The organism is Stenotrophomonas aracearum (genome assembly GCF_031834615.1).
In the GTDB taxonomy this organism is placed as follows: domain Bacteria; phylum Pseudomonadota; class Gammaproteobacteria; order Xanthomonadales; family Xanthomonadaceae; genus Stenotrophomonas; species Stenotrophomonas aracearum.
Genome location: NZ_CP115543.1, coordinates 4,118,590 through 4,141,913, shown reverse-complemented (window position 1 = coordinate 4,141,913; position 23,324 = coordinate 4,118,590). Strand labels below are relative to the sequence as shown.

Below are 23,324 nucleotides of genomic sequence, written 5' to 3'. Positions count from 1 at the left end.
ACCTTGCTCGACGCCAGCGATGGCCACCGCCTGACATCGGGACGGTTCGCCAGCGTTGGCGTCGCGCGAACGCGATCCACAAGGCGAACCCCATGAACCAGAAAGACCTCCTGCGCCCGGCGGCCGACGCCGCCCTGGGCGCACCCCTGCAGGACTTCAACACCGCCGACGCGGTGGAATACCTCAACACCCTGGAGCTGTCGCGCGCCGCCGACACCCTGGCCGCGCTGCCGTTGCCGCGCGCGGTGAAGATGCTCGAACAGCCCGAGCTCACCCGCAGTGGCGATCTCGTTGCCGCGCTGCCAGTGGCCAAGGCCGCCGCGCTGCTCGGCCTGATGGCCGACGACCGTGCCACCGACATCGTCCATGAACTGGACGAGGACGAACGCGCGCGGCTGATTCCGCTGCTCAGCGCCGAGTCGCGCCAGGCCATCCAGCAGCTGCTCAGCTATCCGGCGCACACCGCTGGTGCGCTGATGACCACCGAATTCGTCAGCGTGCCCGCCGACTGGACCGTAGGCCGCACCCTGCAGCACATCCGCGAGGTCGAGCGCACCCGCGAAACCGTGTACGCCATCTACGTGCTCGACCCGCGCACCCAGGCCCTGCAGCAGGTGGTGACCATGCGCCGGCTGATCACCGGGCTGCCGGACGAGCCGATCCTGGACGTGGCGCAGGTCAACCCGCCGGTGACCGTGGACGCGCTGCTCGACCAGGAAGAGGTGGCCCAGCTGATCCGCCGCCACGACCTGCTCGCCATCCCGGTGGTGGACGCGCGCCAGCAGGTGCTCGGCATCGTCACCGTGGACGACATCCTGGACGCGCTGATCGAAGAGTCCACCGAAGACGTGCACAAGTTCGGCGGCATGGAAGCGTTGGAAAAGCCGTACATGCAGATCGGCTTCTTCGAGATGCTGCGCAAGCGTGCCGGCTGGCTCAGCGTGTTGTTCCTCGGCGAGATGCTTACCGCCAGCGCCATGCAGCATTACGAAGACGAACTGGCCCGCGCCGTGGTGCTGACCCTGTTCATTCCGCTGATCATGAGCTCGGGCGGCAACTCCGGTTCGCAGGCCACCTCGCTGCTGATCCGCAGCCTGGCGCTGCGCGAACTGCGCCTGCGTGACTGGTGGAAGGTGGCGTTGCGCGAAGTGCCCACCGGCATCACCCTGGGCGCGATCCTTGGCGTGCTGGCGGTGATCCGCATCGTGTCCTGGCAGCTGCTGGGCCTGCACGACTATGGCGAGCACTGGAAGCTGCTGGCGCTCACCATCGGCGCGGCGTTGGTGGGCATCGTCACCTTCGGCTCGTTGTCCGGCTCGATGCTGCCCTTCATCCTCAAGCGCCTCGGCTTCGACCCGGCCAGCGCCTCGGCCCCGTTCGTGGCCACGCTGGTCGACGTGACCGGCCTGGTGATCTACTTCAGCATCGCCGCCGCGATCTTGAGCGGCACCTTGTTGTAATGCACGTGGCTCTACCGGATTGCGCCGGATCATCCCGACAGCACGGCCGCCCGTGTACCGTGTAGCCCATGAGCACCTATCACCTGCAGTCCGTATTCCGTCCGCAGTCGGTGGCCGTCGTCGGCGGCAGCCCGCGCGAGCGTTCCGCCGGCCGCGCGGTGATGCGCAACCTGCGCGCCACCGGGTTTCCGGGCAAGGTCGCGTGGATCAACCCGCGCTACGGCGAGATCGACGGCATCAGCACGGTCAAGCGGCTCAAGGACCTGGACTGGGTGCCCGAGCTGATCGTCATCACCGCGCCGGCCAGCATCGTGCCGCAGGTGGTCGCCACCGCCGCCGAGCGCGGCGTGGCGGCCGCCATCATCCTCACCGCGAACCTGGGCCAGGGACCGGGTTCCCTCAGCGAGCAGGTCGAAGCGGCCGCACGCCCCAAGGGCCTGCGCATCCTCGGTCCGCACTGCCTGGGCGTGATCGCCCCGCATGCGCGGCTCAATGCCAGCATTGCCGCGCATTTCCCGCAGGCCGGCGACCTGGCGCTGATCTCCGAGTCCAGCGCGATTGCGGCTGCACTGGTCGAATGGGGCGTGGCGCGTTCGGTGGGTTTCTCCGCCGTGGTCTCGCTCGGCGACGCGCTCGATGTCGACTTCGGCGACCTGCTCGACTATTTCGCCACCGACTACCGCACCCGCGCCATCCTGCTCTACGTCGAACACATCCGTGACGCGCGCAAGTTCATGTCGGCCGCACGTGCCGCCGCGCGCGCCAAGCCGGTGGTGGTGGTCAAATCCGGACGCCACATCCGCATCGATCCCGACGGCGACACCCACGTGCAGGCGCTGGCCAGCTCCGACGCGGTATACGGCGCCGCCTTCAACCGCGCCGGGCTGCTGCGGGTGGGCGCGCTGGACGAGCTGTTCACCGCCGCCGAAACGCTGGGCCGGCTCGGCACCTTCCCGGGCCGCCGGCTGGCCATCCTCAGCAATGGCGGCGGCGTAGGGCGCCTGGCCGTGGACCAGCTGCTGGCCCTGCGCGGCAGCCTGGCCGAGCTTTCGCCTGACACCATCGCCGCGCTCGACGCCGTCCTGCCGGAAGGCTGGTCGCGCAGCAACCCGGTCGACATCGTGGTCGACGCCGACGGCGAACGCTATGCGGCCGCCATCGACGCACTGATGTCCGACCCCGGCAACGACGCGGTGCTGGTGGTCAACGTGCCGACCGCGTTCACCTCCTCGGCCGACGCGGCGCAGGCGCTCACCCGCACGCTCGGCCTGCGCCCGCGCCACCACCGCGACAAGCCGGTGTTCGCGGTGTGGCTGGGCAACGACGACCGCGCCACCGCCACCCTCAACGCCGCGCGCGTACCGACCTACCCGACCGAGGCCGAAGCCGTGCGCGGCTTCCAGCACCTGGTGCGCTACCGCGACGCGCAGGCCGCATTGATGGAGACCCCGCCGAGCCTGCCGCAGGATTTCGTGGTCGACACCGCCGCTGCGCGCGCGATCGTCGAGGCGGCGCTGGCGGCCGGCCAGCAGTGGCTGGATCCGATCGCCACCCACCAGCTGCTGTCGGCGTACGGCATTCCCTCCGCGCCGGTGATGCAGGCGCGCGACGCGCACGAAGCGATGGACCTGGCCCAGCCGCTGCTGGAGCAGGGCGCCACGGTGGCAGTGAAGGTGTTTTCCGCCGACATCCCGCACAAGTCCGACGTGGACGGCGTACGCCTCAACCTGGGCACGCTGCAGGCGGTGCAGGCTGCCGCCAGTTCCATCCTCGCACGCGCGCGCGAACTGCGCCCGAATGCGCGCATCGAGGGCGTGCTGGTGCAGCCCACCATCGTGCGGCCCAAGGCGCGCGAGCTGATCGCCGGCATCGCCGACGATCCGACCTTCGGCCCGGTGGTGGTGTTCGGTCGCGGCGGCACTGCGGTGGAAGTGATCGACGACAAGGCGCTGGCCCTGCCGCCGCTGGATCTGCGCCTTGCCCATGAGCTGATCGGCCGCACCCGCGTCTCGCGTATCCTCAAGGCGTATCGCGACGTGCCGGCGGCCGACGAGCGCGTGGTCGCCCTGATCCTGGTCAAGCTGGCCCAGCTCGCCGCCGACATTCCCGAAGTGCGCACGCTGGACATCAATCCGCTGCTGGCCGATCGCGACGGCGTCATCGCACTGGATGCGCGCGTGGCCATCGCCCCGTCGCGCAAACTGCACAAGGGCCGGGGCCACCCGCGCTTCGCCGTGTTCCCGTATCCCAAGGAGTGGGAGCGAACGATCACGCTGTCCGACGGCGCACCGGCATTCGTGCGTCCGGTGCGGCCGGAAGACGACGCGCTGTTCCGCGCCTTCTTCGCACGCGTGACCGACGACGACCTGCGCCTTCGCTTCTTCCAGTCGGTGAAGCATTTCAGCCACGAATTCATCGCACGCCTGACCCAGCTCGACTACGCCCGTTCCATCGCGCTGGTGGCGATCGACCCGCGCAGCGGCGACATGCTTGGCGCGGTGCGCCTGCATGCCGACGCCGACTACGATCGCGGCGAATACGGCATCCTGATCCGCTCGGACCTCAAGGGCCACGGCATCGGCTGGCGCCTGATGAGCATCATGATCGAGTACGCCCAGTGGCTCGGGCTGAACATCGTCGAAGGCCAGGTGCTGCGCGAGAACAGCACCATGCTGGCGATGTGCCAGGCGCTGGGCTTCAAGACAAAGCTCGACCCTGACGATCCCACCGTGATGGTGGTGACCCTGCCGGTGCAGGAGGCACAGGCGGCGGTACCGCCGGAGGGCATCACGCACTGACCGGCGCGGAACACACAGGACCGGTGACAAGACGCCACTGCGGGCAGGATCACCGACAATGGGCGCATGACCGAACGCATTCCCCTGTTGCTGCTGCCCGGCCTGCTCAATGACGCCGAGCTCTGGCGCGCGCAGATTGCCGACCTCTCCGACATCGCCGACTGCACGGTGGGCGACCAGACCCGCGGCGAAACCCTGCGGGCCGTGGTCGACGACGTGCTGGCGCAGGCCCCACCGCGCTTCGCCCTGGCCGGCTTCTCGCTGGGCGGATTCGTCGCCCAGCAGATCCTGCGCGTAGCGCCCGAGCGCGTGCTGCGGCTGGCGCTGGTCGACACCTCCATCCATCCCGATTCGCCCGAGCGCGCCGCCCAGCGCCAGAGCCAGCGCGCCAGCGTGCGCCTGCCCGGTACCTTCCATGGCTTCGGCGACAAGCTGATGCGCAGCTACATCGACGCCTCGCGGCTGGACGACTACGTACTGGTGCAGCGCGTGCGCGACATGACCGCGCGCCTGGGCGCCGACGTCTTCCTGCGCCAGAGTGCCCTCGAGCGCAGCGACGGCCACGACGTGCTGGCCGGCTACCGCGACCCGCTTCTGATCGTCTGCGGCGCCAACGACCGCATCACCCCGCTGCCGATCAGCGAGGAGATGCACGCGCTGGTCCCCGGCTCAACCCTGGTGGTGATTCCCGACTGCGGCCACCTGGCGCCGATGGAGAAGCCGGAAGAGGTCAGTGAGGCAATGCGGGAGTGGCTGTTGGCCTGAGCTGCGTTCATTTGCGCGCTTCGGCGGGGGCAATGCGTTCTTCGCGCCGATTGCCCATACGTGCGGTCGTTTGGGAACCGACCCTACCGGTGGCGCCGCGCGCGCCAGGAATGCATGCGGGTTGAACCGCACCGCGCACTGCGCGCGCCGCTTTACCCGGTAGGGTCGCATCCCGATCGACCGCCGATAACGGTGCAAGGTTCCGTTGTGGCATGACCCACAAACGAAACGCTGCACCTCACCGTCCTCAATCCCACACCGGCGCAATTCCCTCCGGGTTCGCCAACCGCTGCCCGCGATCCAGCGTCGCAATCTGCGCCATGTCCTCGTCGGTCAGCGTCAAATCGGCCGCCAACAGGTTGCTCGCCAGGTTCTCGCGACGGGTAGAGGAGGGGATCACCGCGAAGCCCTGCTGCAGCGCCCAGGCCAGCGCCACCTGCGCCGGGGTGGCGTCGTGGCGGTCGGCAATCGCCTGGATCACCGGGTCCTTCAGCACCTCGCCATAGGCCAGGCTCATGTAGGCGGTGACATGGATGCCCTGTTCGCGCAGGAACGCGATCAGCGCACGGTTCTGCAGGTACGGATGCACCTCGACCTGGTTGGTGGCGATGGCATCGGCACCGAGGATCGCAATGGCCTGGCGGGTCAGCTCGATGGTGAAGTTGGAGATCCCGATCTGCCGGGTCAGTCCTTCGTCCTTCGCCTGCTTCAGTGCGCCCAGGTACTCGGCCATCGGCACCGCGTCGTCCGGCGACGGCCAGTGGATCAGGGTCAGATCGACATGGTCGGTGCGCAGCTTGCGCAGGCTTTCGCGCAGGCTCTCCAGCAACGCGTCGTGCTGGAAGCTGGCGATCCAGATCTTGGTGGTGAGGAACAGGTCTTCGCGCGCCACGCCGGACTCGGCGATGGCCTGGCCGACCTCGGCTTCGTTGCCGTAGATCTGCGCGGTGTCGATGGCGCGGTAGCCCACCTCCAGTGCGTTGCGGACCGAGTCGATGACGGTCTGGCCTTTCAGGCGGAAGGTGCCGAGGCCGAATGCGGGAATGCTCATGGAAACTCCTTCAGGGGGGAGGGCAGTGCAGGCTACGCCGGGCACTGTTAAACGAGGGAAATCGCACCGATCAATGCACGGCAACCACCAGGCCGTCGGCGCGTTCGGAAACACCGTCGCGGCGATCCAGCCGGCCGCTCAGCACGGTCAAGCCCAGCGCACCCAGCACCACCAGCGCGCCGAGCCATGGCGTGTGCATCAGCCCCAGGTGGTCTACCACCAGGCCGCCGAGCGAGGCGCCCATCGCGATGCCGACGTTGAACGCGGCGATGTTCAGGCCCGAGGCCACGTCTGCCGCCTGCGGGGCGAAGCGCTGCGCCTGTTTGACCACATACACCTGCAGGCCGGGCACGTTGCCGAATGCCACCGCGCCCAACGCCAGCACGGTAAGCAGCACCAGCCACGTGTTGTGCGCGGTGAAGGTCAGCGCGAACAGCACCAGTGCCAACAGCCCGAAGATCAGCTTCAGCGCCAGCACCGGGCCACGACGGTCGGCCAGGCGGCCGCCCCACAGGTTGCCGATCGCCACCGAGACGCCGTACACCAGCAGCACCAGGCTCACCGCGTTGGGCGAGAAGCCCGTGACGTCCTGCAGGATCGAGGCCAGGTAGGTGAAGGACAGGAAGGTACCGCCGTAACCCAGCGCGGTGATCGCGTACACCAGCAGCAGTCGTGGCTGCGCCAGCACCGCCAGCTGCTGGCCGAAGGTGGCCGGCTCGCTGCGCTGCAGGTTGCGCGGCACGAACAGCAGGCTGCCGACCAGGGCGACCACGCCGAGCGCGGCGACCGCCAGGAAGGTGGCGCGCCAGCCCAGGTGCTGGCCGATGAAGGTGCCCAGCGGCACGCCGGTGACCAGCGCCACGGTCAGCCCGGTGAACATGATCGCGATGGCGCTGGCCGCCTTCTCCTTCGGCACCACCGAGGTGGCGATGATCGAGCCGATCGAGAAGAACACGCCATGCGCCAGGCCGGTCAACACCCGCGCCACGATCAGCGACCCGTAGCTCGGCGCCATCCATGCGATCACGTTGCCGAGGGTGAACAGCACCATCAGCGCCACCAGCAGGGTCTTGCGCGGCACCCGCCCGGTCAGCGCGGTCAGGACCGGCGCGCCCACCGCCACGCCCAGCGCGTAGAGGGACACCAGCAGGCCTGCCGAGGGCAGCGACACGCCCAGGTCGGCGGCGATGGTCGGGATCAGCCCGACGATGACGAATTCAGTGGTGCCGATGGCGTACGCACCGAGCGTGAGCGCCAACAAGGCCAAGGGGATGCCACGGGACATGACGGTTACCGGCGGAAGAAGAAGGTGCGCAGTCTGCGCGCCGCACTCTTGCCGAAAAACCGGTCTTCACGCCAATGACTCTTGCTTCATGGTCAATAATGGGCGGTATGAAGACCACCCTGGATGAAATGCAGGCGTTCATCGCCGTGATCGACAGCGGCTCGATCACCGCGGCCGCCGAGCAGCTGGGCCAGACCACCTCCGGGGTCAGCCGCGCGCTGGCGCGGCTGGAGGAGAAGCTGGGCACCACGCTGCTGACCCGTACCACCCGGCGCCTGCAGCTCACAGAAGAGGGCGACGCCTTCCTTGCCCAGGCCCGGGCCATCGTGGCGTCGGTCGAAGCGGCCGAGGAACAGGTGGCCGCGCGCCGGCAACGGCCGGCCGGGCGGCTTCGGGTGGATGCAGCCACCCCGTTCGTACTGCACGTGATTGCCCCGCTGGTGGCCGGCTACCGCGCGCGGTACCCCGAGGTGCAGCTGGAACTCAACAGCAGCGAGCGCTACATCGACCTGCTCGAACGCCGCACCGACGTGGCCATCCGGATCGGTCCGCTGGCCGACTCCACCCTGCACGCGCGCCCGCTCGCGCACAGCCGCCTGCGGGTACTGGCCAGCCCGGCCTACCTGGCCGCGAACGGTACGCCGCAGGCCGTGGACGACCTGGCCGGGCACGCACTGCTCGGCTTCAACGAACCCGACTCGCTCAACCACTGGCCGCTGCCCGGACACACCGACGCGCTGCTGCACATCCGCCCGGCGGTGGCGGTGTCCAGTGGTGAAACCCTGCGCCGGCTGGCGCTGGAGGGTGCCGGCATGGTCTGCCTGTCCGACTTCATGACCCAGCGCGACCGCGATGCCGGCACCCTGGTCCAGGTACTGCCCGCGCTCACCGTGGAGGTGCGCCAGCCCATCCACGCCGTCTACTACCGCAACACGGCGGTATCGGCGCGGATCACCTCGTTCCTCGATTACCTGGCCGGCAACATGACCGGCGCCCCCTTCATCCGGTAGGTGCCGGCCGACGGCCGGCACGCTTCCAGGGTCATGCCGCGCGCGACAACGACGGCGCCACCGGCGCCAGCACGAACACATCCACCGCGTCGTTCAGCGCGATGGCCTGTTCTTCCATGCTGCGCGCGGCGGCTGACGCCTCTTCCACCAGCGCCGCATTCTGCTGGGTCGCCTCGTCCATGTGCACCACGGTCTGGCTGACCTGTTCGATACCGGCGGTCTGTTCCTGCGAAGCGGCCGAGATCTCGGCCATGATGTCGGTCACCCGCTGCACGCCACTGACGATCTCGCCCATGGTCTGACCCGCCTCGTGCACCAGTCGCGAGCCGTTGGTGACGTCGTCCACCGAGGCTTCGATCAGTGTCTTGATCTCCTTGGCCGCACCGGCTGAACGCTGCGCCAGCGTGCGCACCTCGCTGGCCACCACCGCGAAACCACGGCCCTGCTCGCCGGCCCGCGCCGCCTCCACCGCCGCGTTGAGCGCGAGGATGTTGGTCTGGAACGCGATCCCGTCGATCACGGTGATGATGTCGGCGATGCGCCGCGACGAACTCTCGATCGCGCTCATCGTGGTTACCACCTGGCCCACCACCTCGCCGCCCTGCGCCGCCACGCTGGCCGCACCGATCGCCAGCTGGTTGGCCTGGCGCGCGTGCTCGGCGTTCTGGCGCACGGTGGAAGTCAGCTCTTCCATCGACGCCGCCGTCTCTTCCAGGTTCGCCGCCTGCTGCTCGGTGCGCTGCGAAAGGTCGTTGTTGCCGGCTGCGATCTCACTGGCTGCGGTCTGGATCGCCTGCGCGGCGCGCTTGATGTCGCCGACGATGCCGGTGAGCTGGCCGCTGGTCAGCGCCACGTCGTCGCGCATCCGCGCGAACACGCCATGGAACTGGCCGTGCATGCGCGCGCTGAGATCGCCGCGCGCAATCGCCTGCAGCACGCCGGAGACCTGGCCCAGGTCGCGCTCGGTGGTTTCCATCAGCTGGTTCAGGCCGCCGACCATGTCGCGGAAATCGTGCTGGTAACTCGCCGCGTCGCCGCGCTGGCTGAAATCACCGGCCGCTGCGGCCATCGCCAGCCGCTTGATCTCGGCATTGATCGAGCCCAGGTTGCGCTTGACCGCATCCAGCGCTTCGGTGATGACCGCCTTTTCGCCCGGCAGGCGCTGCATGTCCTGCGAGAGGTCGCCAACCGCGTAACGACCCATGATCTCGATCGCGCGCAGCTGCACCTGCAGGTGTGCATCCACCAGCGCATTGCTGTCGCTCACCATCTGCCCATAACCGCCCGGGAACGCGCTGGCATCCATCCGGTAGCTGATCTCGCCCGCGTCGTGGCGCTGCGCCATGCTGGCTTGCGCGGCCAGCACGTTCTTCAGGGTGTGGGTCACGTCGGTCATGGCCTGGCCGAGGCGGCCGATCTCATCGCGGCTGCGCACCTGCACCGTGTGGTCCAGCTCGCCGCGTGCCACCGCACGCGCCGCCGCTTCCACCGCCACGACCGGCGCGATCACCGAACGGCGCAACCAGATCGCCAGCACCGCCATCAGGATCACCGCAGCCAACGCGGTCAGCGCCGCACACACGACCAGCATGCGTCGCGCCTGCTCCGAGCGCACCTGCACGGCACGCTCGGCTACCGCAGCGGTCTGCTTGCCCAGTGCATCCAGCGTGGTGCCCAGCGCACGGTCCTTGCCGCGCACCAGCGCGTCGCCTTCAACCGGGCTGTAGCCGCTGGCGGCAAAGGCTTCCAGCGCACCGTGGTAGTCCTTCTCCAGCACCGCATGCTGGGCCAGGAAGACCTGCGCCAGCCGCACCATTTCGGCGTCGCCTTCGCTGGCCAGGGTCTTCGCCAGTTCCCGGGTCTTGTCGCCCTGCGCGTCGAAGGCGGTCAGGTGCTTGGTCCGCAACGCCTCATCGCCGCCACGCAGCAGCACGTTCTTCCATTCCTGCACCTGCATGCGGAACTCGCGCTGCAGGCCTTCGGCCTGCGCGTTGCGGGCGACTTCGGGCGGAATGGTGGTGGACAGGTTCAGCCAGGCCGAGCCCAGCCCGGCCAGTGCGCACAGCACCACCACGGCCAGGCCGAGCGACAGGGCGCCGAGCAGCTTGAACTGCAGGCTGAAGGCGCGCGCGGGCGCGGTAGAGGAGGTCTTCATCGCGGATCACTGCAAAAGAGGGAGGGGTCGATGGCGGTATCGGTACCCCTCGCGCCTTCTGAAGTGCGATCCACCGCACATTTCCTGTCTCATTCACGCACGTGAAACATTTATTACAGTTTCAAAGGTGTCACCGGTGGAACAACCAGCCGGGTTGCCACCCGCGCCCTGTATATGTAACTATCGATGTTACATGAAATCCAGCAACCAGTTCTCCGACGCGCTCCACATCATGGCCCACCTGGTCGGCCAGGCCGGACCGCGTACCTCCGAGCAGCTTGCAACCTGCCTGCCGACCCATCCGGTGGTGATCCGGCGCCTGCTCGCCGCCCTGCACAGGGGCGGGCTGGTGCACACCGCGCGCGGCCATGGCGGGGGCAGCCAGCTCGCGCGCGACCCGGCCAGCATCACCCTGCACGACGTCTACCGTGCCATCGGCTCGCCCGCGCTGCTGCACACCGGCGTGCGCGAAACCGGGCGGGGCTGCCCGGTCCAGCAGGTGGTCAACACTGCCCTGGATGAAAGCTACCAACAGGCGCAGGCACTGCTTGAGGCACGCCTGCGCGCCACCACCCTGGCCACCCTGGGCGAGGCCTTCGCCCAGCACCTGGCCCACCCTGCAGCAGGAGTCCCGCATGAGCTTTGATGCCGTGATCGTCGGCGGCAGTTTCGCCGGCCTCTCCGCCGCCATGATGCTGGCGCGTGCGCGCCGCAGCGTGCTGGTGGTCGACAGCGGGCTGCCGCGCAACCGCTTCTCCAGCCATTCGCACGGCGTGCTCGGCCTGGACGGCATCGCCGGGAGCGACCTGCTGCGCCAGGCCAAGGCACAGTTGCTGGACTACTCCACCGTGCGCTGGGCCACCGACACCGTCATCGACGCGCAGCCCACCGTGGATGGCTTTGCGGTCACCAGCGCCAGTGGCGAAACCTGGGCGGCACGCAAGCTGCTGCTGGCCACCGGCATCACCGACGTGCTGCCGGAACTGCCCGGCCTCGCCGAACGCTGGGGCCACAGCGTGCTGCACTGTCCGTACTGCCATGGCTATGAGATCGGCGGCGGCGAGATCGGCCTGCTGGGTGGGCATGCGTTATCCAGCATGATGGCCGGCGTGCTCGCCGACTGGGGCCAAGTTACCCTGTTCGCGCACGGCATGAACCTGGACGAGGAGACCCTTGCCACCCTGCAGCGGCGCGGTGTGCGCATCGAAACCGAACAGGTGGTGGCGCTCGAAGGCGAGGCCCCGCAGCTGAGCGCGGCTCTGCTGGCCGACGGCCGCCGCATCGACCTGCGCGCCTTGTTCGTAAGCGCGCGCCAGCAGATGGCGTCACCGCTGGTGGAGCAGCTCGGTTGCGAACTGGATGAAAGCCCGGTTGGCGTGCTTATCCGCGTCGACGCGCAGAAGCAGACGACGGTGCCCGGCGTGTACGCGGCCGGCGATGCCACCGTGATGGGCAACATCACCCTGGCCAGCGCCGAAGGCGTGCGTGCAGGCGTAAGCCTGCACCACGCCCTCATCTCGTAGTGCCGGCCGCTGGCCGGCTCTGCACGGGGTCGGGGATCGCCTGGAGCCGGCCGGCGGCCGGCACTACGCGCTTGCGGACTCCAATTGGGCTACGTCCTCTGCGGTCAATCCCACCTGCGCCGCCGCCAGCACATCGCGCAACTGTTCCACGCTGGTCGCACTGACAATCGGCGCGGTAATACCCGGCCGCGCGATCAACCACGCAATCGCCACCTGCGCCGGCGTCGCCTTGTGGCTGCCGGCCACATCGTCCAGCGCCTGCAGGATGCGCAGGCCGCGCGGGTTCACGTACTTGCCCACCACGCTGCTGCCGCGCGAGCTGCTCTTGCCGGCATCGTCGGCACTGCGGTACTTGCCGGTCAGGAAGCCGCTGGCCAGCGAGTAGTAGCTGATCACGCCCAGCCCATGCTCGCGCGCCACCGCCTCCAACCCGTCCTCATAGCCAGCTCGGTCATACAGGTTGTACTCCGGCTGCAGCGTCTCGTAGCGCGGCAGTTTGTAGTCCTCGGAGACCTTCAACGCCGCCTGCAGCCGCTCAGCGCTGTAGTTGGATGCGCCGATCGCGCGCACCTTGCCCTGTTCGATCAGCCGGCCGAACGCGGCCAGCGTGGTTTCCAACGGCGTGGACGCGTCGTCTTCGTGCGCCTGGTACAGGTCGATCACATCGGTCTGCAGCCGCCGCAGCGAGTCCTCTACGGCTTCGCTGATGTTGTCCGCCGACAGTCCGGGGTGCTCGGCCCACTTGGCGACCTTGCTGGCCAGCACCACCTTGTCGCGCTTGCCGCTGCGCTGGAACCAGCGGCCCAGGATCGCTTCGGACTCGCCACCCTGGTTGCCCGGTACCCAGGCCGAATACACATCGGCGGTGTCGACCAGGTTGTAGCCGGCGTCGACGAACGCATCGAGCAGTGCGAACGAGGTCTTCTCGTCCGCACCCCAGCCAAACACATTGCCGCCAAACGCGATGGGAAGCACCTTCAGGCCGGAACGGCCGAGTTCGCGGGGTGCAGTCATGGGCAATCCTCCAATCCAAAGCAAGAGTCACAGCATAAGTGCCCGTCCATGACACCGCTGCGGCGCCGGCCACAAAACAGTGTTCCGCTTCGCTGCACTGCACTAACGTTTTGTGAACACCTTTGACATCGCGGCTGCTAGGCTCGCCGCATCCCGTCCACCGTAGGTGATTCGATGAAAGCCCGTTCGCTCAGCTGTGCCTGCCTGTTCACCGTCTCCACCCTGTTGCTTGCCGCCCCCGCCATGGCGATCAAGCCGGCCGGCGCCAACGCCCAGGTCGCGATCACCCCGGCCGTGCAGGCCGCCGTGGACGGCAAAGGCCGCGATGCGGCCAACGTGAAGCGTGACGCATACCGCCACCCGGCGCAGACGCTGTCCTTCTTCGGCGTGGAGCCGGGCAAGACCGTGGTCGAAATCACCCCCGGTGGCGGCTGGTATTCGGAAATCCTGGCGCCGCTGCTGCGCGACAAGGGCACCTACGTCGCCGCCGTGGTCGACCCCAAGGCCGTGGCCGAAGGCAAGGGCCGTGACTACCAGCAGCGCCAGATCGACGGCCTGCAGAAGAAGTTCGCGGCGACCCCGGGCATGTACGACAAGGCCACCGTGGTGCAGTTCGACCCGAACGCACCCACCTTCGGCGCGGACAACTCGGCCGACGTGGTGCTGACCTTCCGCAACGTGCACAACTGGCGCACCGCCAACCAGGCCGAAGGCATGTTCAAGGGCTTCTACAAGGTGCTCAAGCCCGGCGGCGTGCTCGGCGTGGTCGAGCATCGCGCCAAGACCGACGTGCCCGCCGACGACAAGAGCGGCTACGTGGGCCAGGCCCAGGTGATCGCCATGGCCGAAGCGGCCGGGTTCAAGCTGGCCGGCAGCAGCGAGATCAACACCAACCCGCGCGACACCAAGGACCACCCCAATGGCGTGTGGACCCTGCCGCCGGTGAACAACCATGACGCCGCAGACGATGCGAAGTACAAGGCGATCGGCGAAAGCGACCGCATGACCCTGCGCTTCGTGAAGTCGTAACGCCGCAGCCCCGATGGGTGGGACAATGGCGCACCGCCGCTGCTGTCCCACCCATGCTCATCGCCTTCAACAAGCCGTTCAACGTCCTGTGCCAGTTCACCGACAGCAGCCAGCCGCCACGTGCCACGCTGGCCGGGTTCGGGCTGCCGCCGGACGTGTATGCGGCGGGGCGGCTGGACTATGACAGCGAAGGCCTGCTGCTGCTGACCGACGACGGCCGGCTGGCGCACCGGTTGACCGACCCGCGCCACAAGGAAGACAAGATCTACTGGGTGCAGGTGGAGGGCACGCCCGGCGACGAACAGTTGCAGGCATTGCGCCGTGGCGTGCAGTTGAACGACGGGCCGACCTTGCCGGCGCGGGTGGAGCGGTTGGACACGCCGACGTTATGGGAACGTAATCCACCGGTGCGGTTTCGCAAGACCGTGCCGGATGCGTGGTTGGCGATCACGTTGCGCGAAGGGCGGAACCGGCAGGTGCGGCGCATGACCGCAGCGGTGGGATTGCCAACGTTGCGGCTGGTGCGTGTGGCGATGGGGCCGCACAATCTTGAAGGTCTGCAGCCCGGCCAATGGCGAACCCTCCGGTAGAGCCACGCCCTGCGTGGCTGAACGCGGCACCGATCAACACCGCAGCAAAAAAAAACCGCCGGGCAAGCCGGCGGTTTTTCAGTTCGGCGTAGTGCAGCAATCAGGCGTCGCTGCCGATGTCGCTGTGTTCGTCCACCACGGTGGTGTTGCGGCGGTTGCGCGCGTTGATGCGCTCGGCCTGGCCGTTGACCACGTGGCCGTTGGCCAGCTTCTTCTTCTGCTGCTTGCGGTACAGCGCATAGCCCAGCAGGCCCACGCCCACCGCAGCCACTGCGATGGTCGCCGCCGGGTTGCGGCGCACGGCCTTGGCCGCGACCTTGCTGCCGGTCTTCACCGCCCCGAGCGCCGCACCGGTCTTGATCCAGTCGGTCGCCTGCGGGCCGAGGTGGCGCAGGTGGCTGCCGGCATGCTTCAGGCCGTCGCCGGCGTTGCTTGCCAGATCCAGTGCACGCTCCAGGGCGCGGTCGGTAATCACGGTCAGTCTGCTCATTGGGGGGTCCTTTGCCTCGGTTCGGGATCCAGTGTCGCGCGGGGGCCGTGTAGGGCGTGTTATCCGCCGGCCACGATCCGGTCACCACCATAACCAATCCGCAGCATTGATTCAGCTTGCGCACCCCGGGGTAGAGCCACGCCCTGCGTGGCTCCACGCGGAATCAGGTCCCCCGCGGCTTGGCCCGATGCGTAGCCGTAGCCGTCCAGGGATCATCCGGCCAGGGATGCTTCGGATACCGCCCCTTCATCTCCTTCTTTACCTCGGCATACGTACTCGCCCAGAAGTTCCGCAGGTCCTGGGTCACCTGCAGCGGGCGTCCCCCGGGGGACAGCAGATGGAGCGTCAGCGGAACGCGCCCGTCGGCGATGCGCGGGGTATCAGCCAGCCCGAACAGCTCCTGCAGCTTCACTGCCAGCACCGGCGGCTGCGGGGTGTGGCCGTCCGCCTCAAGCGCGTACTGGATGCCGCGCTCCATCCCCGACGGCACCGCCATCCGCAGCGGCGCATGGCGGTCGACCAGTTGCCGCTGCGCCCACGGCAACGGCGACTTCAGCGCTTCGCCCAACGCCGACTCATCCAGCGCATCCAACCGGGTTTTCCCGTTGAATGCAGGCGTCAGCCACGTCGGCAACGACGCCATCAGCGCGGCATCGGAGACATCCGGCAGTTCCAGTTCCGGCATCCACGTGCGCAGTGCAACGGCGCGCGCCTGCCACTGGCGCAGCCCGTCGGTCCACGGCAGGGCCTCCAGGCCGAGCTCGCGCACCGCGTCGGTCAGCGCCTGCGCGGCCTGCGCCGGGTCGACCCGGCCAGCCGAACGGCTGTCCAGCACGATGCGGTCGAAGCGGCTCTCGCGGCGGGCCACCAGAGCGCGCTTGTCCGCATCCCAGCGCACCACGTCTTCCTGTTGGAAGCGGTCGGGGAAATCGCGGCGCAGCCGGTTCTCGTCCACCGGCGCGGCACGCAGCAGCAGCGCGTCGCGGGCCTCGTAGCGGAGTTCCACCGCCACCAGCCACGGTTCACCGCGCAGGTCGCTGGGGTCGAACAGGCGCGCGCTGCGGCCGTTGGCCAGCAGGTAGCGCTGCGGGTCGGTCGGGTGGCGGGCGGCGATCCGGTCCGGGAAGGCATGCGCGAGCAGGTCGCCCAGCTGGTGCGCTTCCACCGTGTTCGGGGGCGCGCTGTCGCAGCGCAGGCGCCGACGCCACTGCTTGCTGGCCGCATCGATGGCCGCCAGTGCACCGCGGTTCGCGTCGTGCGGTGCACGGCCCTGCCGGAACGCCGCCAGCGCCCGCCAGCGCGCGGCCAGCGCATCCCCGCCCTGGCGCAGCGGGTCGCGCGCTTCCACCAGCGCGGCCAGGTCGCAGGCCAGCGCCTGTTCGCTTCCGTTGCCGGCCGCCAACAACATCGCCGCCAGGCGCGGGTGCGTGCCCAGCGCCAGCATGCGCCGGCCCAGCGCCGTCAGCGCGCCGTTGCCGCCCAGGGCACCCAGCCGCTGCAGCAGCTCGCGCGCGGCCGCCATCGCACCCACCGGCGGCACATCCACGAAGCGCAGGTCATCGCTGCCCCACGCCGCCAGCTCCAGCGCCAGCGCCGCCAGTTCCACCTGCGCGATCTCCGGTCGGCGTTGCGCCTCCAGCCGCTGCGACTGCGGCCACAACCGCCACGCCCAGCCGTCCGCAACGCGTCCGGCACGGCCGGCGCGCTGATCGGCCGAGGCCTGCGCGATGCTCACCACGTCCAGCCGCGAGAAACCGCTGTTGGGGTCGTAGCGCGGTTCGCGCGCCAGCCCGGCATCGATCACCACGCGCACGCCCGGCAGGGTCACCGAGGACTCGGCCACGTTGGTGGCCAGCACCACCCGGCGTTGCCCGTTCGGGTCCGGCTGCAGCACGCGCGACTGCTGTTCCACCGGCAGTTCGCCGTGTAGGGGCAGCACCTGGATGTCGCCCGGCAGCGCCTGGTCCAGCGCCGCCAGGGTGCGCGAGATCTCGCGCTGGCCGGGCAGGAACACCAGCACGTCGCCGGGATGGTCCGCCAGCGCCTGTTCCACCGCGCGCCGTGCCTGCGCTTCCAGCGCCTCATCGCGGCGGGCCGGGAAGTGGCTGACCGCGACCGGAAAACTGCGTCCGGCGCTGCTCAGGCGCGGTGCGTCCAGGAACTGCGCCAGCCGCTCGCCGTCCAGCGTGGCCGACATCACCACGATGCGCAGGTCATCGCGCAGCTGTGTCTGCACATCCAGCGCCAGCGCCAGGCCGAGGTCGGCGGCGAGGTGGCGTTCGTGGAATTCATCGAACAACAACGCACCCACGCCCTCCAGCATCGGGTCGTCCTGCAGCATGCGGGTCAGGATGCCTTCGGTCACCACTTCCACCCGGGTGCGCGCCGACACCTTGTTCTCGAAGCGGATCCGGTAGCCCACCGTCTCGCCGACGTCTTCGCCCAGCTGTCGCGCCATGAACTGCGCGGCACTGCGCGCGGCCACGCGGCGCGGTTCCAGCATGATGATCTTCCGTCCTTCCAGCCACGGCGCGTCCAGCAGTGCCAGCGGCACCTGGGTGGTCTTGCCGGCGCCGGGTGGCGCTTCCAGCACCAGGCGCGGGTGCGCGGCCAGGTGTGCAGCGATCTGCGGCAGCAGCGGGGAAATCGGGAAATCAGGCGAGCTCATGCTGCAAGGATACGGGCCGCGGGCAGGGCCCGCACGGGCGGCACGCTACAATGGCGCGATCAACTGCCCTGTAGCTGCCCCATGCAACTGATCGATATCGGCGCCAACCTCACCCACGATTCCTTCGACCGCGACCGCGACGCCGTACTGGCCCGCGCGCGCAACGCCGGCGTGGTGCAGATGGTGCTGACCGGCGCCAGCCGCGAGCACTCGCCGATGGCACTGGGCCTGGCCCGCCAGCATCCTGGCTTCCTGTACGCCACCGCCGGCGTACACCCGCACCACGCGGTGGAATACACCGACGAGTGCGACGCCGAAATGCGCGCCCTGCATGCGCATGCCGAAGTGGTGGCGGTGGGTGAGTGTGGCCTGGACTACTTCCGCGACTTCGCCCCGCGCCCGGCGCAGCACCGCGCCTTCGAGCGGCAGCTGCAGCTGGCCAGCGAGGTGCGCGCGGCGGATGGTGCATTGAAGCCGCTGTTCCTGCACCAGCGCGACGCCCATGCCGACTTCATGGCGCAGATGAAGAACTTCGACGGCCGCATCGGCGCGGCGGTGGTGCATTGCTTCACCGGTGAGCGCCAGGAGCTGTTCGACTACCTGGACCAGGACTGGTACATCGGCATCACCGGCTGGCTGTGCGACGAACGCCGTGGCGCGCACCTGCGCGAGCTGGTGAAGCACATTCCGGCCGAGCGCCTGATGATCGAAACCGACGCGCCGTACCTGCTGCCGCGCAGCCTGAAGCCGATGCCAAAGGATCGCCGCAACGAGCCGATGTTCCTCAAGCACATCGTGGAAGAGCTGGCACGGGATCGGGGCGAAGACGTGGCGACCACGGCAGCGAATGCCACCGCGGCAACGCGCACGTTCTTCCGCCTTCCACCCGTCGAATGATCCGGTAGAGCCACGCCCTGCGTGGCTGAATCACCGACCATTCCTGGCATCCGGGCATTGCAGCCACGCAGGGCGTGGCTCTACCCCCTGAACGCGTCCTGCAGGCCTTCGCGATAGGTCGCGAACCTCGGCGCCCACTGCAGCGCCTCACGTGTTCCTCGGCTGTCGATCCGCTTGCACCCGGCATAGAACCGCCGCAACGCCGGGCTCAACGAGGGATCGTCCCACGCCACGGCAGGCGGCATCTCGAATCCGCCCAGCGCCGCCGCATACGCCAGCACCGCCTGCGGCGCCGCCGCTTCATCATCGCAGGGCAGATACAACGCCTCGGGCTCGGCACGGCGCATCGCCGCCACCACCGCGGTTGCAAGGTCTTCCACATGCAGCCGGTTGAACACCAGCCCCGGCTTCACCACATGCCGCGCGCGTCCTTCCGCCAGCTGCACCAGCGCATTTCGTCCGCGCCCATACAGTCCGGGCAGACGGAATACCGACGATGCGATGCCCTTGTCCCGCGCAAGCGCCCGCCACTGCCGCTCGGCCAGCAAGCGCCGTCGCGCCGTCTCATCCACGGCATCCGCATCCGACTGCTCATCCACCCAACCACCCTCGCGGTCGGCGTACACCGCAGTAGAAGAGAGGTACCCCACCCAGCGCAGCGAAGCGCTGTCGCGCAGTTGTTTCATCAGCAAGCGCAGAACAGGATCGCCATCCTCATCCGGCGGCACCGTACAAAGCACCGCCTCCGCATCGCGAATGACCTCCGGCGCCACCGCAACATTCCGCACCGTGCCACTGCAGGCCACGCCCAACGACTGCAGCAACGCCGCAACATGTCGCCCGGCGTAGCCCATTCCCAGCACCAGCACCCGCGCCGGAAGCGCACCGGCGGTCACATTCAACCCGCGCGGTTGCGCTGGTACGCCTGCAGATGCGCATACGCCACCGCCAGCACTGGCGCCGCCTGGCCAGCCGCACGCGCCCGCGCCAGCATGTCGCCCACGATCTGCTCGGCCTCCACCTGCTGGCCGGCTTCCAGATCGCGCAACATCGACGCCTTCAGCGCCGAGCCCTCCTGGGTCAGCGCAGACAGCGCAATCGCGCGCGCCTTCTCCGGAACCGGCTCACCGGCCGCCTCGGCCACCGCCAGGCACTCGTCATACAGCCCGCGCACCACCGCAGCGCCGTCATCGGTCGCCACGATCGTGCCCACATCGGCCCGCATCACGCACGTCGCAGCCGCCAGCGCGGTCAGGAACGTGTACTTGACCCACTGCTCCTGCCCGATCACGTCACTGGCCACATGGTCCACCCCGGCCTGCACGCACGCCGCCGCCAGTGCCAACACCCGCGCACGGTCGCCGGGCGTATCGCGTTCGCCAAAGGTGATCTTCGCGGCAGGTGCCAGGTGCAGCACCGCACCATCCTCCGCCTTGGTCGCACTGATGAAACACAGCCCACCCAGCACCGCATCGCGCCCGAAGCGCGCATCCAGCGCTGCGTAATGGCGCAGCCCGTTGAGGATCGGCAGCACCGTGGTACGCGAAGACACCGCCGGCGCAATAGCCTCGATCGAGCTTTCAAGGTCATAGGCCTTGCAGCTCAACATCACCAGGTCGAACGGCTGTTCCGCCGCCAGTGCAGGCAACGCGTCCGCCGTCACATGCGCCACCGGGAACGCCGCATCACCCAACGGACTGCGAATCACCAGCCCATCGCGCTCGAGCTGTGCCGCGCGGGCCGGCCGCACCAGGAACGTGACATCCACCCCGGCCTGGGCAAGTCGCCCGCCAAAGTAGCCGCCGGTGCCACCGGCACCCAGTACAAGAATGCGCATCAGCTGCGCATCCCGACACCACGCTTCAGCAACCACAGCGCCAGCGCGGTCAGCGCCACCACGAAGCCGATCATCAGCGCGTAGGCCACCCACAGCGGCACGTCGCTGGTGCCCAGCAGGCCATAGCGGAACGCGTTGACCATGTAGAAGATCGGGTTCGCATGGGTGGCCGCTTCGGCCCAGCCCGGCAGCAGCTTCACCGAATAGAACACGCCACCCAGGTAGGTCAGCGGGGTCAGGATGAAGGTCGGCACGATCGCCACGTCATCGAACTTCTTGGCGTACACCGCGTTGATGAAACCGGCCAGCGAGAAGATCGTCGCGCCCAGCAGCACCGTGGTCAGCGTCACCAGCGGGTGCGGAATGCGCACCGGCGTGAAGAACATCGCGATGATCAGCACGATGATGCCCACCATCAGCCCGCGCAGCACTGCACCGGCCACGTAACCCCACAGGATCACCCAGTTCGGCATCGGGCTCACCAGCAGCTCTTCCACGTGCCGTCCGAACTTCGCCCCGAAGAACGACGAACTGATGTTGCCGTAGCTGTTCTGGATCACGCTCATCATCACCAGGCCCGGCACGATGAACTGCATGTAGCTGTAGCCGCCCATCTCGCCCACGCGCGAACCGATCAGCCCGCCGAAGATCAGGAAGTACAGCGTCATCGTGATCGCCGGCGGCACCAGGGTCTGGCCCCAGATGCGCAGGATGCGCGCCACTTCGCGGCGCACGATCGTCATCAGCGCGATCCGGTTGCGCTGGCCGTCGGTCAGGACCGGGGTCGGGGTGCTGCTCATGCCGCGTTCTCCTGGTTGCCGGTGAGCCGCACGAACAGCTCCTCCAGCCGGTTGCTCTTGGTCCGCATCGAACGCACCCGGATCCCCGACGCGTTCAGCGCCGCGAACACCCGGTTCAGGTCCATCGCGCGTGGCATGTCCACGTCCAGCGTGTGCCCGTCGATCGCCGTGATCGTGGTGCCCTCGATCACCGGCAGCTGCGCCGGCAGCTCACCGTCGATATCGAACAGGAAGCCTTCCACGTCCAGCTTGGCCAGCAGCTCGCGCATCGGGCCTTGGGTGACGATCTGGCCGTGGTTGATGATGGCCAGGTTGCGGCACAGGTGCTCGGCTTCTTCCAGGTAATGCGTGGTCAGGATGATCGTCGTCCCTGCCGCGTTGATCTCCTTCAGCACCCGCCACATGTCGCGGCGGATCTCGATGTCCACGCCCGCGGTGGGTTCGTCCAGGATCAGCAGCCGCGGCCGGGTCATCATCGCGCGGGCAATCATCAGCCGGCGCTTCATGCCGCCCGACAGCGTGCGGCTCATCACCTGCGCCTTCTCCCACAGGTGGGCGCGCTTGAGCTCCACTTCGGCCATCTGCTCGGCCTCCGCGCGCGCCACCCCGTAGAACCCGGCGTAGTTCACCAGGATGTCGAAGGGCTTCTCGAACAGGTTGAAGTTGATTTCCTGCGGCACCAGCCCGATCAGGCGCATGGTGGCGCTGCGGCTGCGCACCAGGTCGCTGCCGAACACCTCCACCTGGCCTTCACTCAGGTTCACCAGCGAGCTGATGATGCCGATCAGGGTGGACTTGCCGGCCCCGTTCGGGCCCAGCAACGCGAAGAAGTCGCCCGGGGCAACGTCCAGCGAAACGCCTTTCAGCGCCTGGGTGCCGTTGTCATAGGTCTTGCGGAGGTCGCGCACCCGCAGGGCGGGGGCGGTACTGGTCGCGGGGGGATTCTGGGATGCCAAGCTCTTGCCTTCGCGCCCAAGGGTCGGCGCTGGATAGGGGCGGGGGAGCGGCTATTATAGAAGGCCTCAGGGGTTTGCCCCGGCTACACACTGTTTCCCAAATTCGTGCCTGTTCAATTCCCCCTCAAGCTGATCGACCGGCGCATGCTGGCCCCCACCGTCGGCCATTACCAGTTCCTGCGTGATGACGGCCAGCCGCTGGATTTCCAGCCCGGACAGTTCATCCAGGTCCATTTCGAGTACGCCGACGGCACCGCCACCAAGCGCAGCTACTCCCTGGCCACGATCCACGACCACGCCCTGGCCCCGGGCGAAGCCGTTGATATTGCAGTCAGTTTCGTGCCCGGCGGCGCTGCCACGGCCCTGTTCGAGGGCCTGGACCTGGGCGGCCACGTGACCGCCAGCGGCCCGTTCGGCCGGTTCTGCCTGATGCCCGGCGACCACAACGCCCGCTACCTGCTGATCGCCACCGGCACCGGGGTCACCCCGTACCGTTCCATGCTGCCGCTGCTGGCCACCGCCATGGCCGAGCGCGGGGTCGAGGTGGTGCTGCTGCAGGGGGCCCGCACCCCCGAAGAGCTGCTCTACAGCGACGACTTCTACGCCTTCGCCGCCGCCCACCCGGGCTTCCGCTACGTCCCGTGCCTGTCCCGCGAGCTGCCGGAAGACCCGCACCCGGACGTGCGCCACGGCTACGTGCAGCAGCACCTGGCCGAATTCGCCCCCAACCCGGCCACCGACATCGCCTACCTGTGCGGCAACCCGGACATGGTCGACGCCACCTTCGAAGCCCTGAAGGACGCCGGCCTGCCCACCCCCCAGGTGCGCCGCGAAAAGTACGTCAGCAGCAAGTAGCGCCGGGCTCTGCCCGGCTGGGGCTCCCGCGCCCCCGCAACCGGTAGTGCCGGCCGCCGGCCGGCAACCTCATGAAGGCCAAAAACCTCGGCAGAGCAGTAGCAAGGCAGAGTTTCCTGCTCATAGCGTCACTTCTCGCAA

Annotated in this window: 20 protein-coding genes; 10 read left to right on the top strand and 10 right to left on the bottom strand. The window is 68.5% G+C overall.

The window, feature by feature from the left end; genetic code table 11:
• Positions 1-92 precede the first annotated feature (92 nt).
• The 3 genes from mgtE (at position 93) to PDM28_RS18520 (ending at position 5,023) form a co-directional block, all read left to right on the top strand.
• The gene (gene mgtE, locus PDM28_RS18530; protein ID WP_311183183.1) at positions 93-1,460 is read left to right on the top strand and encodes a magnesium transporter; all 1,368 of its coding nucleotides are present in this window, start codon (positions 93-95) and stop codon (positions 1,458-1,460) included.
• A gap of 68 nt (positions 1,461-1,528) precedes the next feature.
• Positions 1,529-4,258, top strand: a complete 2,730-nt coding sequence (locus tag PDM28_RS18525) for a bifunctional acetate--CoA ligase family protein/GNAT family N-acetyltransferase (protein WP_311183182.1) — start codon at positions 1,529-1,531, stop codon at positions 4,256-4,258.
• A 66-nt stretch (positions 4,259-4,324) separates the two neighbouring features.
• Positions 4,325-5,023: an alpha/beta fold hydrolase gene (locus PDM28_RS18520; RefSeq protein ID WP_311183181.1), complete on the top strand. Its 699-nt coding sequence runs from the start codon at positions 4,325-4,327 to the stop codon at positions 5,021-5,023.
• A gap of 247 nt (positions 5,024-5,270) precedes the next feature.
• Here PDM28_RS18520 and dkgB read toward each other — a convergent pair whose 3' ends face one another.
• Positions 5,271-6,074, bottom strand: coding sequence for a 2,5-didehydrogluconate reductase DkgB (gene dkgB / locus PDM28_RS18515; protein WP_311183180.1), 804 nt, complete (start codon positions 6,072-6,074; stop codon positions 5,271-5,273).
• Positions 6,075-6,144: 70 nt separating this feature from the next.
• Positions 6,145-7,359 carry an MFS transporter gene (locus PDM28_RS18510; RefSeq protein WP_311183179.1) on the bottom strand — a complete coding sequence of 405 codons (1,215 nt, stop codon included), beginning with the start codon at positions 7,357-7,359 and terminating at the stop codon, positions 6,145-6,147.
• Between the two features lie 107 nt (positions 7,360-7,466).
• Here PDM28_RS18510 and PDM28_RS18505 point away from each other — a divergent pair, with 107 nt between their 5' ends.
• Positions 7,467-8,369: a LysR family transcriptional regulator gene (locus PDM28_RS18505; protein ID WP_311183178.1), complete on the top strand. Its 903-nt coding sequence runs from the start codon at positions 7,467-7,469 to the stop codon at positions 8,367-8,369.
• A gap of 31 nt (positions 8,370-8,400) precedes the next feature.
• Here PDM28_RS18505 and PDM28_RS18500 read toward each other — a convergent pair whose 3' ends face one another.
• The gene (locus PDM28_RS18500; protein ID WP_311183177.1) at positions 8,401-10,524 is read right to left on the bottom strand and encodes a methyl-accepting chemotaxis protein; all 2,124 of its coding nucleotides are present in this window, start codon (positions 10,522-10,524) and stop codon (positions 8,401-8,403) included.
• A gap of 193 nt (positions 10,525-10,717) precedes the next feature.
• Between PDM28_RS18500 and PDM28_RS18495 the strand changes: the two genes are divergently transcribed.
• Both PDM28_RS18495 and PDM28_RS18490 read left to right on the top strand, forming a co-directional pair.
• Positions 10,718-11,170, top strand: a complete 453-nt coding sequence (locus tag PDM28_RS18495) for an Rrf2 family transcriptional regulator (RefSeq protein WP_311183176.1) — start codon at positions 10,718-10,720, stop codon at positions 11,168-11,170.
• Entirely contained in the window at positions 11,160-12,047 is an 888-nt protein-coding gene (locus tag PDM28_RS18490) for an NAD(P)/FAD-dependent oxidoreductase (protein ID WP_311183175.1), read from the top strand. Before PDM28_RS18495 ends, PDM28_RS18490 begins: the two co-directional genes overlap by 11 nt.
• Before the next feature lie 63 nt (positions 12,048-12,110).
• Here PDM28_RS18490 and PDM28_RS18485 read toward each other — a convergent pair whose 3' ends face one another.
• Entirely contained in the window at positions 12,111-13,061 is a 951-nt protein-coding gene (locus PDM28_RS18485; RefSeq protein ID WP_311183174.1) for an aldo/keto reductase, read from the bottom strand.
• A gap of 174 nt (positions 13,062-13,235) precedes the next feature.
• On the opposite strand from PDM28_RS18485, the gene PDM28_RS18480 reads away from it, so the two are divergent.
• Positions 13,236-14,090, top strand: a complete 855-nt coding sequence (locus PDM28_RS18480; protein ID WP_311183173.1) for a class I SAM-dependent methyltransferase — start codon at positions 13,236-13,238, stop codon at positions 14,088-14,090.
• 53 nt (positions 14,091-14,143) lie between these two features.
• Positions 14,144-14,680, top strand: coding sequence for a pseudouridine synthase (locus PDM28_RS18475; RefSeq protein WP_311183172.1), 537 nt, complete (start codon positions 14,144-14,146; stop codon positions 14,678-14,680).
• A 100-nt stretch (positions 14,681-14,780) separates the two neighbouring features.
• Here the strand turns inward: PDM28_RS18475 and PDM28_RS18470 are convergent, their stop codons facing one another.
• Entirely contained in the window at positions 14,781-15,170 is a 390-nt protein-coding gene (locus tag PDM28_RS18470) for a hypothetical protein (protein ID WP_070207147.1), read from the bottom strand.
• 163 nt (positions 15,171-15,333) lie between these two features.
• Entirely contained in the window at positions 15,334-17,838 is a 2,505-nt protein-coding gene (hrpB, locus tag PDM28_RS18465) for an ATP-dependent helicase HrpB (RefSeq protein WP_311183171.1), read from the bottom strand.
• A gap of 81 nt (positions 17,839-17,919) precedes the next feature.
• Here hrpB and PDM28_RS18460 point away from each other — a divergent pair, with 81 nt between their 5' ends.
• Positions 17,920-18,735, top strand: a complete 816-nt coding sequence (locus PDM28_RS18460; RefSeq protein WP_311183170.1) for a TatD family hydrolase — start codon at positions 17,920-17,922, stop codon at positions 18,733-18,735.
• Between the two features lie 80 nt (positions 18,736-18,815).
• On the opposite strand, the gene PDM28_RS18455 is transcribed toward PDM28_RS18460, so the two are convergent.
• The 4 genes from PDM28_RS18455 to PDM28_RS18440 are packed head-to-tail and all read right to left on the bottom strand — an operon-like array spanning position 18,816 to position 22,328.
• On the bottom strand, positions 18,816-19,589 hold the full coding sequence (locus tag PDM28_RS18455; protein WP_311184732.1) for a Rossmann-fold NAD(P)-binding domain-containing protein: 774 nt from the start codon (positions 19,587-19,589) through the stop codon (positions 18,816-18,818).
• 44 nt (positions 19,590-19,633) lie between these two features.
• On the bottom strand, positions 19,634-20,572 hold the full coding sequence (gene panE, locus PDM28_RS18450; RefSeq protein WP_311183169.1) for a 2-dehydropantoate 2-reductase: 939 nt from the start codon (positions 20,570-20,572) through the stop codon (positions 19,634-19,636).
• On the bottom strand, positions 20,572-21,372 hold the full coding sequence (locus PDM28_RS18445; RefSeq protein ID WP_102946246.1) for an ABC transporter permease: 801 nt from the start codon (positions 21,370-21,372) through the stop codon (positions 20,572-20,574). The genes panE and PDM28_RS18445 overlap by 1 nt, the downstream gene beginning before the upstream one ends.
• The gene (locus tag PDM28_RS18440) at positions 21,369-22,328 is read right to left on the bottom strand and encodes an ABC transporter ATP-binding protein (RefSeq protein WP_070209484.1); all 960 of its coding nucleotides are present in this window, start codon (positions 22,326-22,328) and stop codon (positions 21,369-21,371) included. The genes PDM28_RS18445 and PDM28_RS18440 overlap by 4 nt, the downstream gene beginning before the upstream one ends.
• 105 nt (positions 22,329-22,433) lie before the next feature.
• Here PDM28_RS18440 and PDM28_RS18435 point away from each other — a divergent pair, with 105 nt between their 5' ends.
• Positions 22,434-23,183 (top strand): ferredoxin--NADP reductase, encoded by a 750-nt coding sequence (locus tag PDM28_RS18435; RefSeq protein WP_311183168.1) that lies wholly within the window; start codon positions 22,434-22,436, stop codon positions 23,181-23,183.
• Positions 23,184-23,324: the final 141 nt, after the last annotated feature.

What these genes read in the sequence shown, in the direction of transcription:
- PDM28_RS18490 (WP_311183175.1), top strand. Translation starts at nt 11,160, where the DNA reads ATGAGCTTTGATGCCGTGATCGTCGGCGGCAGTTTCGCCGGCCTCTCC.
- PDM28_RS18500 (WP_311183177.1), bottom strand. Translation starts at nt 10,524, where the DNA reads ATGAAGACCTCCTCTACCGCGCCCGCGCGCGCCTTCAGCCTGCAGTTC.
- PDM28_RS18525 (WP_311183182.1), top strand. Translation starts at nt 1,529, where the DNA reads ATGAGCACCTATCACCTGCAGTCCGTATTCCGTCCGCAGTCGGTGGCC.
- mgtE (WP_311183183.1), top strand. Translation starts at nt 93, where the DNA reads ATGAACCAGAAAGACCTCCTGCGCCCGGCGGCCGACGCCGCCCTGGGC.
- PDM28_RS18485 (WP_311183174.1), bottom strand. Translation starts at nt 13,061, where the DNA reads ATGACTGCACCCCGCGAACTCGGCCGTTCCGGCCTGAAGGTGCTTCCC.
- PDM28_RS18510 (WP_311183179.1), bottom strand. Translation starts at nt 7,359, where the DNA reads ATGTCCCGTGGCATCCCCTTGGCCTTGTTGGCGCTCACGCTCGGTGCG.
- dkgB (WP_311183180.1), bottom strand. Translation starts at nt 6,074, where the DNA reads ATGAGCATTCCCGCATTCGGCCTCGGCACCTTCCGCCTGAAAGGCCAG.
- PDM28_RS18475 (WP_311183172.1), top strand. Translation starts at nt 14,144, where the DNA reads ATGCTCATCGCCTTCAACAAGCCGTTCAACGTCCTGTGCCAGTTCACC.
- PDM28_RS18495 (WP_311183176.1), top strand. Translation starts at nt 10,718, where the DNA reads ATGAAATCCAGCAACCAGTTCTCCGACGCGCTCCACATCATGGCCCAC.
- PDM28_RS18480 (WP_311183173.1), top strand. Translation starts at nt 13,236, where the DNA reads ATGAAAGCCCGTTCGCTCAGCTGTGCCTGCCTGTTCACCGTCTCCACC.
- PDM28_RS18470 (WP_070207147.1), bottom strand. Translation starts at nt 15,170, where the DNA reads ATGAGCAGACTGACCGTGATTACCGACCGCGCCCTGGAGCGTGCACTG.
- PDM28_RS18445 (WP_102946246.1), bottom strand. Translation starts at nt 21,372, where the DNA reads ATGAGCAGCACCCCGACCCCGGTCCTGACCGACGGCCAGCGCAACCGG.
- hrpB (WP_311183171.1), bottom strand. Translation starts at nt 17,838, where the DNA reads ATGAGCTCGCCTGATTTCCCGATTTCCCCGCTGCTGCCGCAGATCGCT.
- panE (WP_311183169.1), bottom strand. Translation starts at nt 20,572, where the DNA reads ATGCGCATTCTTGTACTGGGTGCCGGTGGCACCGGCGGCTACTTTGGC.
- PDM28_RS18520 (WP_311183181.1), top strand. Translation starts at nt 4,325, where the DNA reads ATGACCGAACGCATTCCCCTGTTGCTGCTGCCCGGCCTGCTCAATGAC.
- PDM28_RS18455 (WP_311184732.1), bottom strand. Translation starts at nt 19,589, where the DNA reads ATGGGCTACGCCGGGCGACATGTTGCGGCGTTGCTGCAGTCGTTGGGC.
- PDM28_RS18505 (WP_311183178.1), top strand. Translation starts at nt 7,467, where the DNA reads ATGAAGACCACCCTGGATGAAATGCAGGCGTTCATCGCCGTGATCGAC.
- PDM28_RS18460 (WP_311183170.1), top strand. Translation starts at nt 17,920, where the DNA reads ATGCAACTGATCGATATCGGCGCCAACCTCACCCACGATTCCTTCGAC.